Annotated in this window: 13 protein-coding genes; 11 read left to right on the plus strand and 2 right to left on the minus strand. The window is 42.1% G+C overall.

All coding sequences use genetic code 11. The annotated features are described in order from the left end of the window. Positions 1–84 precede the first annotated feature (84 nt). The 8 genes from Q1B04_RS07615 to Q1B04_RS07650 all read left to right on the plus strand — a co-directional run bounded on the left by Q1B04_RS07615 (position 85) and on the right by Q1B04_RS07650 (position 7,003). A complete protein-coding gene (locus tag Q1B04_RS07615) occupies positions 85–981 on the plus strand; it encodes a permease-like cell division protein FtsX (protein ID WP_299757590.1) in 897 nt (298 codons plus the stop codon). Between the two features lie 4 nt (positions 982–985). Further along, positions 986–1,204, plus strand: coding sequence for a DUF3098 domain-containing protein (locus Q1B04_RS07620; RefSeq protein WP_299757593.1), 219 nt, complete (start codon positions 986–988; stop codon positions 1,202–1,204). After that, positions 1,205–2,038, plus strand: coding sequence for an undecaprenyl-diphosphate phosphatase (locus Q1B04_RS07625; protein WP_299757596.1), 834 nt, complete (start codon positions 1,205–1,207; stop codon positions 2,036–2,038). 2 nt (positions 2,039–2,040) lie between these two features. Further along, the gene (truB, locus tag Q1B04_RS07630; protein WP_299757598.1) at positions 2,041–2,739 is read left to right on the plus strand and encodes a tRNA pseudouridine(55) synthase TruB; all 699 of its coding nucleotides are present in this window, start codon (positions 2,041–2,043) and stop codon (positions 2,737–2,739) included. Then, positions 2,723–3,655 carry a bifunctional riboflavin kinase/FAD synthetase gene (locus Q1B04_RS07635; protein ID WP_299757601.1) on the plus strand — a complete coding sequence of 311 codons (933 nt, stop codon included), beginning with the start codon at positions 2,723–2,725 and terminating at the stop codon, positions 3,653–3,655. Before truB ends, Q1B04_RS07635 begins: the two co-directional genes overlap by 17 nt. Positions 3,656–3,924: 269 nt before the next feature. Continuing rightward, positions 3,925–4,623, plus strand: coding sequence for a CoA transferase subunit A (locus Q1B04_RS07640; protein ID WP_299757603.1), 699 nt, complete (start codon positions 3,925–3,927; stop codon positions 4,621–4,623). Between the two features lie 11 nt (positions 4,624–4,634). Beyond that, positions 4,635–5,291: a 3-oxoacid CoA-transferase subunit B gene (locus Q1B04_RS07645; RefSeq protein ID WP_299757605.1), complete on the plus strand. Its 657-nt coding sequence runs from the start codon at positions 4,635–4,637 to the stop codon at positions 5,289–5,291. Between the two features lie 161 nt (positions 5,292–5,452). Then, the gene (locus Q1B04_RS07650) at positions 5,453–7,003 is read left to right on the plus strand and encodes a bifunctional GNAT family N-acetyltransferase/carbon-nitrogen hydrolase family protein (RefSeq protein ID WP_299757608.1); all 1,551 of its coding nucleotides are present in this window, start codon (positions 5,453–5,455) and stop codon (positions 7,001–7,003) included. A 78-nt stretch (positions 7,004–7,081) separates the two neighbouring features. Here the strand turns inward: Q1B04_RS07650 and Q1B04_RS07655 are convergent, their stop codons facing one another. Then, positions 7,082–7,981 (minus strand): chain length determinant protein, encoded by a 900-nt coding sequence (locus Q1B04_RS07655; protein WP_299757610.1) that lies wholly within the window; start codon positions 7,979–7,981, stop codon positions 7,082–7,084. Positions 7,982–8,091: 110 nt separating this feature from the next. Next, positions 8,092–9,309 (minus strand): glycosyltransferase, encoded by a 1,218-nt coding sequence (locus tag Q1B04_RS07660; protein WP_299757613.1) that lies wholly within the window; start codon positions 9,307–9,309, stop codon positions 8,092–8,094. 119 nt (positions 9,310–9,428) lie between these two features. Here Q1B04_RS07660 and Q1B04_RS07665 point away from each other — a divergent pair, with 119 nt between their 5' ends. The 3 genes from Q1B04_RS07665 (at position 9,429) to Q1B04_RS07675 (ending at position 12,965) form a co-directional block, all read left to right on the plus strand. Continuing rightward, positions 9,429–10,904 (plus strand): oligosaccharide flippase family protein, encoded by a 1,476-nt coding sequence (locus tag Q1B04_RS07665; RefSeq protein ID WP_299757615.1) that lies wholly within the window; start codon positions 9,429–9,431, stop codon positions 10,902–10,904. Between the two features lie 107 nt (positions 10,905–11,011). Further along, the gene (locus tag Q1B04_RS07670) at positions 11,012–12,085 is read left to right on the plus strand and encodes a glycosyltransferase family 1 protein (protein WP_299757753.1); all 1,074 of its coding nucleotides are present in this window, start codon (positions 11,012–11,014) and stop codon (positions 12,083–12,085) included. A gap of 34 nt (positions 12,086–12,119) precedes the next feature. Continuing rightward, positions 12,120–12,965 (plus strand): glycosyltransferase family 2 protein, encoded by an 846-nt coding sequence (locus Q1B04_RS07675; protein WP_299757617.1) that lies wholly within the window; start codon positions 12,120–12,122, stop codon positions 12,963–12,965. The last annotated feature ends 60 nt before the right edge of the window (positions 12,966–13,025 follow it).

The following is a 13,025-nucleotide window of genomic DNA, read 5'->3' on the forward strand; positions in this document are numbered from 1 at the left end:
ATGGCATGCCTTTTTTCGGGGCTTTGTACCTCACGCCTGCGCTTTTGTGAAATATATTTCTAATTTTGTGAGCAAGGCAAAGCTATGGCGACGAAAGTAAAACACATCAAGAAGAAAAAATTAGGAAATTACCCTCACCTGATGGTAGTGTTTAGCATTACGCTGGCGCTGTTTGTTATTGGCGTATTTGGGCTACTGCTGATCCATGCCGAAAAGCTTTCGGAAAAGGTAAAAGAAAGTATAGAAATGCAAGTTTACCTGGACCGTAACCTAACGGAGGTACAGCTGGTGCGCCTGCAGAAAACCTTTGCGTCCAAAGAATACATCGCTTTCCAGCACGATACAGCCCAGGTACGTTATGTGTCTAAAGAGGAAGGTGCCAAAGCTTTTCTGGATGAGACCGGCGAAGACTTCATGACCTTTCTAGGTGACAACCCGCTACGTGATGCCTATGTGCTCCGTATAGATGCCGACCACTCCAGCTCAGCTATGCTTAAGAGTATAAAACTAGACCTGGAGGACGTAGATGGCGTGTATGAGGTGCAGTATGTGGAGAGCCTGATAGAATCCATCAACGAGAACATCCAGAAAATCAGCATCATCTTATTAGGCTTTGCAGCCATACTTGTGCTGGTTGTCATTATCCTGATCAACAACACCATAAAGCTTGCCTTATACTCGCAGCGCTTCCTGATCAGAAGTATGCAGCTGGTTGGCGCTACCTCATTTTTTATACAGCGCCCATTCCTGAACAGAGCCGCCTGGCAGGGTATTGTGAGCGGCTTACTGGCCTCTACCCTGCTTTTTGGCTTAATGCAATATGCTTATACAGAGATTACGGAGCTACAGCTTTTGCGCAACGATGAGCAGACATACATACTGATGGGCGCCCTGGTGGTGCTCGGTTTGATAATCGGCTTTATGAGCTCTTACCGCTCCGTACGCAAGTACCTGAGCATGTCTTTAGACGAACTATACTAATACTATGGAGGAAAATAAAAACAACCTCGCCTTTGGCAAAAAGAACTATGTTCTGATGCTGGCTGGCATCGCCGTGCTGGCTCTTGGCTTCTTTATCATGACGCTGGACACCGAACCTTACGGTTTAGGTTTCTTAGGCATCACACTAGGTCCGCTGGTTGTGCTGGCAGGCTTCGCTATCGAATTTTTTGCCATAATGGCTAAGGACAAAACGCAGCAATAAATGAGTATTTGGCAGGCTATTATCTTAGCCATTGTTGAAGGATTGACAGAATTCCTACCGGTATCCTCAACCGGGCACATGATTATCGCCTCTAGCCTGATGGGCATTAACGAGTTGCCGATAACAAAGATATTCACGGTTAACATACAGTTCGGAGCCATACTTTCTGTTGTGGTGCTGTACTGGCGCCGATTCGTGCAGGGCTTTGACTTTTACCTAAAGCTGTTCGTTGCCTTTATACCTGCAGCTATACTTGGCTTTGCCTTCAATGATATCATCGACAGCATGCTGGAAAGTGTGCTGATCACCGCTTTAATGCTGGTGTTGGGAGGTGTTGTGCTTCTTTTCGTTGATAAGTGGTTCCGCAATTCAACTAACACCGAGATCAGCTACAAAAACGCATTCCTGATAGGTTTTGCGCAGTGCCTGGCCATGATTCCGGGTGTTTCCAGGTCTGCCGCCTCTATTATCGGCGGTCTGGCGCAAGGCATCGACAGAAAAGCGGCGGCAGAGTTCTCATTCTTCCTGGCTGTGCCTACCATGCTGGCTGCTGCTACTTACAAGCTCCTGACTGATTTGCTTGGCCTTGAGATTTCTGATCTTTTGGAGTTTGACCTCGTTAAAATATCCAACAGCTTTGAAGTAATACAGCCCGGCGATTTGCAGCTGCTACTGGTAGGAAATGTAGTGGCCTTCTTTGTGGCTATGGCAGCAATCAGCTTCTTTATCAGCTTCCTGACAAAGTATGGCTTTAAGGTGTTCGGCTATTACAGAATTGCCGTGGGTGTGGCGTTACTGGCGCTGCTTGCTATGGGTGTTGATTTAAAAGTATAACTATGCAATACGATTTTGCCGCCGGCGAAATACTACTTATAAATAAACCACTAGACTGGACCTCCTTCGACGTGGTGAAGAAAGTGCGCAATACTATCCGCGTAAAGAAAGTCGGCCATGCCGGCACTTTGGATCCCTTGGCCACTGGCCTGCTTATACTTTGCACCGGCAAATTCACCAAACGCATCGATGAGATTCAGGGGCAGGAGAAGGAATATACCGGTGTTATCCGTCTGGGTGAAACCACGCCTTCTTATGACCGTGAAACAGAGGTAACAGAGACCCGTGACATCGGCCACCTGACTGAGGAAAACATAAAGGCAGCTGCCCGGACTTTTGTAGGAACGATAGAGCAGATACCTCCTATTTACTCTGCCGTACAAATAGATGGTAAGCGGGCATATGATCTTGCTCGTAAAGGCAAAGAAGTGGAGCTCAAGTCGCGCACTGTAACCATTCAAGCTTTTGATATTATTAGCATAAATGGACCAGAAGTAGAGTTTAGAGTAGTATGCAGCAAAGGCACCTACATTCGCAGTCTGGCACACGACCTTGGTCAGCAGCTTGGTGTGGGAGCGCATTTATCTAAACTGGAGCGCACCCGCATCGGCGTGTATAAGTTAGAAGACGCGCTCACCATTGACGATATTATTGCCATCAGAAAAAAACAGCTGGAGGAAACGGATGGAAGTAATTCGTGATATAGCTGATTTCCCGCAATTGAGCCACCCAGTGGTAACCAGCGGCACCTTTGATGGCGTGCATGTTGGTCATCAGAAAATACTTCGCCGCGTAATTGAACTCGCACGGCAAAGCAATGGCCAGAGCGTGGTCATCACTTTTTGGCCGCACCCGCGCCTCGTGCTCTTCCCGGAAGATAATGACCTGAAGCTGCTTTCTACTATAGAAGAGCGCATCGAGCAACTCCGCAGCTTTGGCATTGATTACCTGCTGATCATCCCATTTACCAAAGAGTTTTCGCGTACCTCCTCCCGCAGCTTTATTACAGATATTCTTGTGCGGGCTATCAGCACAAAAGTGCTGGTGATCGGTTACGACCATCGTTTCGGGAAAAACAGAGAAGGAAGTTTTGAGCATCTGAAAACCCGTTCAGCGCAATACGGATTTGAGGTAGAGGAAATTCCCCGCCAGGATGTGGATGATGTAGGAGTAAGCTCCACAAAAATCCGCAGAGCCTTGGAAAGTGGTGATCTTGAAACAGCGAACAGCTACTTAGGGCGGCTTTATACCTTAACCTCTGTGGTAGTGGAAGGCGATAAAATTGGCCGCACCATCGGGTATCCTACAGCTAATTTAGCCTTGCCTCCTGCACATAAGCTTATACCTGGTAACGGGGTTTACGCCGTGTGGGCAAGTATAAATGAGGATCGTTACCCGGCTATGATGAACATCGGTTTGCGCCCCACAGTAGAGGGTAAGCAGCTAACCTTGGAGGTTCATCTGCTGGATTTTGATGGAGATCTGTACGGCAAAACAGTAACGGTGCAGTTTGTGGAGCAGCTTCGTAAAGAGCGTAAGTTTGAAACGCTGGATGCTTTAAAACTGCAACTGGAAAAAGATAAGCAAGCATCACAGGAGATCCTGAATCAGCATTAATTCTGATTTCATAATTTAAATAGCAGCAAGCCAGCCCGATCATGATCAGGCTGGCTTGCTGCTTTACAGGCTGCGTTGAAAGTATAAAAATTTTCGAACATTGTTAGAAACCTGGCGCTTTAGATTTCGCCTAACCTTTACGCTATTTCACCCGAAAAAGGGATAGCCATACTTTTATATGCCTATTTTTATATCTAAATTACCTACAAACCCATAACATCTGTTAAGCTACCATGGCTTAATCAAACAACACTACCATATTAACTACTATGATAAATAAAACTGTTAAAAACGCCCAGGAGGCACTTGAGGGAGTGCAGGACGGTATGACCTTTATGCTAGGAGGCTTCGGCCTGTGCGGCATCCCGGAAAATGCCATTCAGGAGCTGCTGCGCCTGAGCGTAAACAACCTGACCTGCATCTCTAATAATGCAGGCGTTGATGACTTCGGTATCGGCCTACTGCTGCAGAAGCACCAGGTAAAGAAAATGATCTCCAGCTACGTAGGCGAAAACGCAGAGTTCGAGCGCCAGCTGCTTAGTGGCGAACTGGAAGTGGAATTGATTCCGCAAGGCACCCTGGCTGAGCGTATACGTGCGGGAGGCGCGGGCATTCCAGCTTTCTTCACCCCAGCCGGCTATGGCACAGAGGTGGGTGAAGGCAAAGAGAGCCGGGAGTTTAACGGTAAAATGTACCTCATGGAAGAATGGCTGAAAGCCGACTTCTCGTTTGTAAAAGCTTGGAAAGGTGATACAGCCGGCAACCTGATCTACAAAGGCACTGCACGCAATTTTAATCCGATGATGGCAGCAGCCGGAAAAATAACGGTAGCCGAGGTAGAGGAACTCGTGCCAGCCGGCGAGCTCGACCCGAATATGATTCACACGCCTGGTATTTATGTGCAGCGCATTTTTCAGGGTGAGAAGTATGAAAAGCGCATCGAACAGCGTACAGTTAGAACTGCTTAAATCAGAACAATATGGCTTTAGATAAACACGGAATAGCGAAAAGGATCGCGAAAGAGGTAAAAAACGGCATGTATGTTAACTTAGGCATCGGTATTCCTACGTTGGTGGCTAATTACATTCCGCATGGTGTGGAGGTGGTGCTGCAGTCGGAGAACGGGTTGCTGGGCATGGGCCCCTTCCCTACCGAAGAGCATGTAGACGCAGACCTCATCAACGCTGGCAAGCAAACCATCACCACCCTGCCGGGCTCCTCCATTTTCAGCTCTTCAGAAAGCTTTGGCATGATCCGGGGAGAGCACGTGGACCTGACCATACTTGGCGCCATGGAGGTATCAGAGAACGGTGATATCGCTAACTGGAAAATTCCGGGCAAAATGGTAAAAGGTATGGGCGGCGCCATGGATTTAGTGGCCTCAGCCAAAAATATAATAGTAGCCATGCAGCACACTGCCCGCGATGGGTCTTCTAAGCTCTTACAATCATGTACTCTTCCCATCACCGGCCTTAACTGTGTGAAAAAGATTGTGACGGATTTAGCGGTAATAGAAGTTGTGGACGGCGGCTTTAAGCTTTTAGAACGGGCTCCAGGCGTATCAGTGGAAGATATTAAGGCTGCTACCGCAGGAAATCTTATAGTAGAGGGTGAAGTACCTGAGATAGAAGTATAAAGCAGGTTTTGATACTATAGAAGACAAAGCGCAGCCTCGAAACTGCGCTTTTTTACTTAATTTGCAGTAAGCATCTTGTATTATCTGGTGCTGCGGATATATTATATCAAAACTATACTATAACTACGTATACACCCTTAAGTATAAAATCCCATTAAGTAATGAGTGAAGAAGAAGAAACAAGTTTTGAGCATAGACTGCTGCTGCGTCAGCTAGAGTTAAAGGATTACAAAGAGGTTAAGGAGATCATGGAGATTGTGTACTCCAGCATTGATGGCGCCTGGACCCGCAAAGAGTTCTCAAACCTGCTGAAGAAGTTTCCGGAAGGGCAGATTTGTATTGAAGACAACGGCAAAGTGGTTGCCGCTGCGCTTAGCTTGGTTATTGATTATGACGAGTATGGCGACAAGCATACGTATGATCAGATCATAGACAAAGGCTCCTTTAAAACGCATGACCCTGACGGAGACACGCTGTACGGCATTGATGTGTTTGTGCACCCTGAGTACCGCAACCTGCGTCTTGGCCGCCGCCTCTACGATGCACGCAAGGAAATATGCGAGAAACTGAACCTGCGTGGCATCATAGCCGGTGGCCGCATACCTGGGTATAAAGATTACTCTAACAAGCTTACGCCTGCCAAGTACATCGAGATGGTGCGTAACAAGGAGCTTTCGGACCCAGTGCTTTCATTTCAGCTGAGTAACGGCTTCCATGTGCGCCGCATCCTGAAAGGTTACCTTCCCGACGATACAGATTCTAAAGCGTATGCAACGCTGCTAGAATGGATAAATGTATACTTTGAGGAGAAGGAAAAGCTTATCGGAGGGCGCAAAACGGTAGTTCGCATTGGTATTGTGCAGTGGCAGATGCGTGCCGTGAAAGACCTGGATGACTTTATGCAGCAGGTAGAATTCTTTGTGGATACGGTAAGTTCCTATAAGTCAGATATAGTGATGTTCCCGGAGTTCTTCAATGCGCCTTTAATGGCCTTGACAAACGAGGAATCCCCTTCGGAAGCGATCAGAAGTATGGCAGAGTATACCGAAGAGATTCGGGAGCGCATGGTACAGCTCGCTTTATCCTACAACATCAATATTATTGCCGGTAGTATGCCGGAGTATTACGATAATAAGCTTTACAATGTCAGCTACTTGTGTCGCAGAGATGGCACCTATGATGCGCAGTACAAGCTACATGTTACGCCAGACGAATCGCACTACTGGGGTATGCGTGGGGGCCATAAACTTAAGATTTTTGATACTGATATTGGTAAAATTGGTATCCTGATTTGTTACGATGTGGAGTTCCCGGAGCTGGCCCGTATGCTGTCGGACATGGACATGAAAATCCTGTTCGTGCCTTTCTGGACGGACACCAAAAATGCTTACCTGCGTGTAAGGCTATGCTCCCAGGCCAGAGCTATCGAGAATGAGTGTTATGTGGCTATTACAGGCAGTGTAGGTAACCTTCCGAGGGTGGAGAACATGGATATCCAGTATTCTCAGTCCGCTGTCTTCTCCCCTTCCGATTTCGCCTTCCCGCACGACGCCGTGATTGCCGAAGCCACCCCTAACACGGAGATGACTTTGATTGCCGACTTGGACCTGGACTTGCTGAAGGACCTGAACACTGCTGGCAGCGTAAGAAACCTAAAAGACCGCCGTAAAGACTTGTATAGTTTAAGTTGGGTTACTCGGAAGGATGAGTAACGTATAAAAGAGAGCGGCTGCTATTTAATATAGCAGCCGCTCTCTTTTATAAAGTATACTAGGAGAGGGAATTATCAGTTAAATTTTCTTGCTTTTTTCAACATTAAATGCAACTATAAGACCAATTAAAAAAGCTGCAATCGTACCGATAGCTAAATACTTTACCATACTTGGTGCTGCAGGACGAGACTGAGGCGAGAAACCAGTTACTACTTCAATATTATCTAACTGCTCTAACTCAGCTTCCAGCTTAATTTGCTGCTGATACATTGTAATGCTTTCTCTGAAGAGAGTAGTCGGGTCAAGAGGCTCACCATAAACAAATCCATTCACAGGTCCTCTAGGTGAAATAGAAGAAGTCTTCATACTATCAATTGATAAAATTTCACTCCGAAGTTTACCAACCATGCTTTCCATTTGCTTTTGCTTAATCCTCTTCTGTTTAGCGAAATAGCGGTTGTTCTCTAGGTAATCCGTAATAGCAGGCTCCATAGAGCTGAACAACTTGTTGTCATATAAAAACAGCTCTACTCTGAAAGGTGAGCCTGTTAATATACTATCCTCCTGAACCTCATCTAAATTCCAGAAATCCAGTTTCTTAATTTGCTCGGCAGATTGTACAGAGATATCTAAGCTTTCAGCTACTGCTTCAAAATTATCATCCTCTACCATAGATGCTAATTTCTTTAACTGATCCTCCACAAAGTCATTTCTTATTTCAGAGAGTACAAGAGTCATGGAAGATGAGTAATAAGGCTTCGTAAGATAAAAAGCGGTCAAACTTAGTATCACACCGGCAATAACAAAAGCAGCAATCAGCCCTTTTTTTCTTATTGTTACCTGAACAAGTGTAGAATAGCCGTTAGCAGTTTTTTTCACAATACTTTTAACCCATCGTAGCATATCTCTTAAGTCGATTTCATCATTTGATTTACTACGTGTTGGGGGTACATCGTAATCACTTCTCTCCTTGTACATTTATATGGGCTTGCTGAATAAGATAAGGTAAAAAATAAATTATAGTAAATGAATCAGACTTAAGTGCATGATTCGGGAAGATTTTAAAAGGAATGTTTTGGTATGTAAGCTTATGAAATTGTAAGCAGCTGTTTTTCTACCAAGGATTCATACAAAGCCTGGTATTTTCTGAAAACTACCTGAACGTCAAAATCCCTTTCGCACCACTCTCTGGAATTTTTAGCCATTGTCTGTAATGATTCTTGGTTATTGATTAGCCACTCGATTCTAGAAACTGCCTCTTCAGCAGAACCATATTTGAATCCATTATAACCATCTTTTACCAAGTCAACGTTACCTACGCAATCTGATAGTAGTAAGCATTTCCCAAGACTGAGAGCTTCTAACACAGAAAAGGGCAATCCTTCCCACAGCGCAGTAGACAAGTATAGATCTGCATTCAGTAATGCCTGCAAAACATTTTCTTTCGATTGCCAGCCCGTCAGCAAAATATTTCCGGAATCTAACTGGTTTATTTGGCTTGCATCTCCTTCTCCGATCCAGATGAACCTGATATTAGGTGAGGCTGCAAAAGCACCAGCAATCTTATTAAACAATGCAGGGTTCTTTTGCTCTGTAACCCTGCCGCAAGTTACGATTGTAAAAGGGTTTGCTTCGTGTTTAAACTTTCCATCTACAAGCGTTTGAATATCAGGAATACTAGTGCCATTGTTAATATAGTTGGCTTTTATACCATTATCATTGAAAATCATAGCCTCTGATGAGGAACAACAAACTACATGCCCTGAAAGCTTATCTGCCACTTTTTCTAAAGCTATGTACAGTTTCTTCTTCTTTTTAGAAATATCTTCTCTAGCAAATGCAGCTCCGTTAGGAGTATAAATAACATTTTTAAAGCCTAAAATAAAACAAGCTAGGCGCCCTAAAAACCCAGCTTTAGAAGAGTGTAGATGTATAACATCGGCATTTACATTCCTTAACAGACGAATAAGAGAATTAAGAGCTTGAAAATCCTTTTTGAGTTTTATTTCACGTTGAGCATCCTCCCAATATATAAACTTAGTCCCTTCAGGAAATCGGGCTTTTACTAACTCTGCTTTCATCTCTTCAATGCGCTCTCCATGTATCACAATATGATCGCAGTTATAAGTATAGCGGGTTAAAAGGTTAATAAAATGTGCTGTACCAGAGGCGAAACACTCTACAACGTGAATTACTCTCATCAAACTCTTACTGTGGATAGGGTGCAAAATTAATAATATAATTTTAGAAATCAGAAGCAGTTTAAGTGAGACATTAGCGCCATTGTATTTTAAATTCTCAATCAATATCACTGCTGGTATAGATCAAATTCACATTTTAACAGTTCCTGCTATTTAGTTATCTTTGTCTCCTTTTATAAAGTACAATAAGCAAAGCATTGATTTGCTTATATTTTCTGTTTACTATGATAAAAATTCTGAGCAAATATGATAAGCAAAGAAGTAAACTTTTAAAGTCACCTAATTTTAAAAACGCCTATTGGAGCGTAGCTGATGTAATAGTATACCCCATCATGTATTTGCTTGCTACTCCTGTATTTCTGAAGTACTTAGGTGCTGAAATGTATGGTTTATGGATGCTTATAAACTCTCTTATTGCAAGTATTGGGGTATTAAATGGTGGCTTAAGTGATGCTACCATTAAGTTTATTTCCAAATACCGGGCGCTTGAAGACCATAGCAGCATCATTAGAATTTTTAGGGCTACCTACAGTATTACGTTAGTTGTATTTGCATTAGCAGTAGGTATTGTATTACTAACCTCTAAGTGGCTAGTAAGCTCAGGAATGTTCGTAATAACTCCTGCCTTGCGTTTAGAGGCGGTATTAGCAATGCAAATAGCTACAATTGCATTCTCTTTGAAATTATTAGAGCAGATATTCTTTGCGTATTTCAAAGCTTATGAAAGATACGATATATATTCTAAGATTTCTATTGTTTCCAAGGCAGTGGCACTCACTACAGGTGTTATACTTGTTTTAAACGGATTTTCACTCTCCGCATTACTTTTAGGTAATGTAATTGTGCTTTTTATATCTATTCTTTTACAAAGCACACTTGTAGGGCAGAAGCTTGGGTACAGTGCTTTTATTCCATATTTTAACAAACAAACAGTAGTTGAGGTCTTTAGCTTTAGCTCCTGGGCGTGGATCCAGACGATCATTAGCGTTTTTTCAGCGCATTTAGACAGGTATATAGTAGCCGCTGCTGTTAGTGTAGAGGCGCTTGCATACTATTCGATAGGCTTACTGGTTGCTACGCAAATCCACAATGTTTTTGCAGCCGGATCTGGATTTATATTTCCTCTAATTACGAAAAGAATAGAACAGAATATTGAGATAAAGCCAATTTACTACCGCATGCAACTGATTGTAATTTCTACAGGCATATTATGCATTGCATGTTTAGTGTTCGTGCAGGATATTGCCTTTACCCTTTGGCTAGGCCCAGAAAGCTACGCTTTGGCTGAAAGCTTTATTACCTGGTTTCTTTGCTTCGAAGTATTACTTATCACATCAATTATACCTTACTATTACCTAATAGCATCAGGGCATATAAAGCTCAATACATTTATTATGGGTATTAATACAGTAGCTACTGCTTTAGCAATGGTTATATTATTTAAATTCTATGGAGAGGAAGGCTTGGTTTGGGGTAAAATTATTATCATCATGGCCACTTCACCCTTTTTATATAATGTATTACACAGGCGAGTTTTACAAGATTTTGATTTGTTTGCAGGTATTAAGTTAATGCTCCCGAGTTTAGCCATGGTAGCGTTTATTTTGGCACCATCCATCCTTTTTAAATTAATGGCACTTGGTATATGCTTCCTCTTGTTATATATTGTTCTAGTAAAAAAGCTAAAAGCTGCTGCTTGATAATATTAGTTAATACGAGCCTTGATAACGATTATGCTTTTATAAGAGCTACTAAATAATTCAATTCTAAGTTTGTGAAAATCCTTTATGATCATCAAATATTTTCCATGCAGTCGTATGGCGGTATATCCAGGTACTTCTTTGAGTTAATGAAACAGTTTAAAGAAAACCGTAAAGTAGAATTTGATATAGGGGTTAAGTTTTCTAACAATGAATATCTACGCAATTTTAAAGCACATTCTATTACACCTTTCTTTCCAAATACAAACTTTACAGGCAAGGGCAGAATAGTATATAAGTATAATCAATTTATTACAGACATACTTTTAAGGAAAAATAGCTACGACTTGGTGCACCCTACTTATTATGATGCGGCCATAGTTCCTAAATTAAGGAAAACTCCTTTTGTACTAACCTGCCACGACCTAATACATGAGTATTACAAAGGTAAATACACAGGCCTTGGCGACGTTGACCTAAACCAGAAAAAAAAGCTAATTGAGCAGGCTGCTGCAATTATTGCCGTTTCTGAAAATACCAAGAAAGACATTATAGCATTCTATAACTTATCTCCTGATAAAATTAAAGTAACACACCTAGCAAGTTCTCTTAACATTGCCGATATCAGAAAACCTCAAGATAACCAATTGCCTGAACAGTATTTACTTTACGTTGGAAACAGATCACTTTACAAAAATTTTGAAAGCTATTTGAAAGCAATATGCCCGTTAATGTCTGCTAGCCCTGATTTAAAATTAATATGTGCAGGAGGCGGTGCTTTTACAAAAGAAGAGCAATCACTTATAAAAAACTACAGATTAGGAGAACAAGTAAAGCAAGTCTCTGTGAATGACAGTTTTCTTGCAGTGCTGTATAAATATGCCTTAGCCTTTGTATTCCCTTCATTATACGAAGGATTTGGAATACCAACTTTAGAAGCATTTTCTTGCGGATGCCCTGTCTTGTTAAGCAATTCCTCTTCGTTACCTGAAGTTGGCTCAGATGCAGCACTTTACTTTGACCCAACATCAGCAGAAAGTATGTTGCAAGCCACCAAAGAAATCATTGACAATAAAACCCTTAGAGATACTTTATCGGTGAAAGGAACAGAGCGAAGCAAACAATTTTCATGGGAAACCACTGCACAGCTAACTTATGAAGTATACAAAGCTATTGCCTGAAGTATAGAATTTATTACTTATCGAACACCTAATTATGGCTCATAGATTGCAAGGCGGCTATCGCTTGAACAAAAAACCAGTTAATGAATGTAATGATATTCTGATATCGGTAATTACCATAGTGTACAATGGTGATAAATACCTAGAGCAAACTATTCAGAGTGTTCTTAATCAAACTTATAATAATGTAGAATACATTATTGTGGATGGCGGCTCTACTGACAATACACTAGAAATTATCAGGAAGTATGATAGCCGGATAGCGTATTGGATAAGTGAGCCTGACAAAGGCATCAGCGATGCCTTTAACAAAGGAATTGCCTTGGCTACAGGCCAACTTATTGGTATTCTGAATGCTGATGATTGGTATGCACCTGAAGCTTTTACAAAAATTGCGGCGCATTACGAACCTGATAGTATTATACATGGAAACAACCAATATTGGAATCAAGATGGTAGTAAAGCTCACCAAGCTGCGCCAAATTTAGAGTTGTTGACATCAGAAATGAGCTTAAACCACCCTACTGTGTTTGTGTCTAAGTCGCTTTACCAAAAGTATAAAACCTTTGACTTGAGATACAAACTAGCAATGGATTATCACCTTTTATTACGCTTGTATGTTTCAGGCTCTAAATTTATTTATGTTGATTCTGTTATAACAAATATGAGGCTTGGTGGCTTATCTGCAAACATTGTTGGGTGTTACTACGAAGTTTACAGAGCTAAAAATGAAGTATTAGGTAAAAAGCTCTCCCATAAAATCTACCTGTACTGGACTCTTCTGAGATATAAGATTTCAAGTAATCTATCAAGAACTCCTCTGTCTTTTATAAACTCATTGTATAGAAACTATATCTCTCCAATAAAGAAGCAATATTAAGCATTGAGTGCATTATTTTATTTAATTTCACGTCAAACCAGCAGCATAAGCCATAAAAGC

The organism is uncultured Pontibacter sp. (genome assembly GCF_947495565.1).
GTDB lineage: Bacteria > Bacteroidota > Bacteroidia > Cytophagales > Hymenobacteraceae > Pontibacter.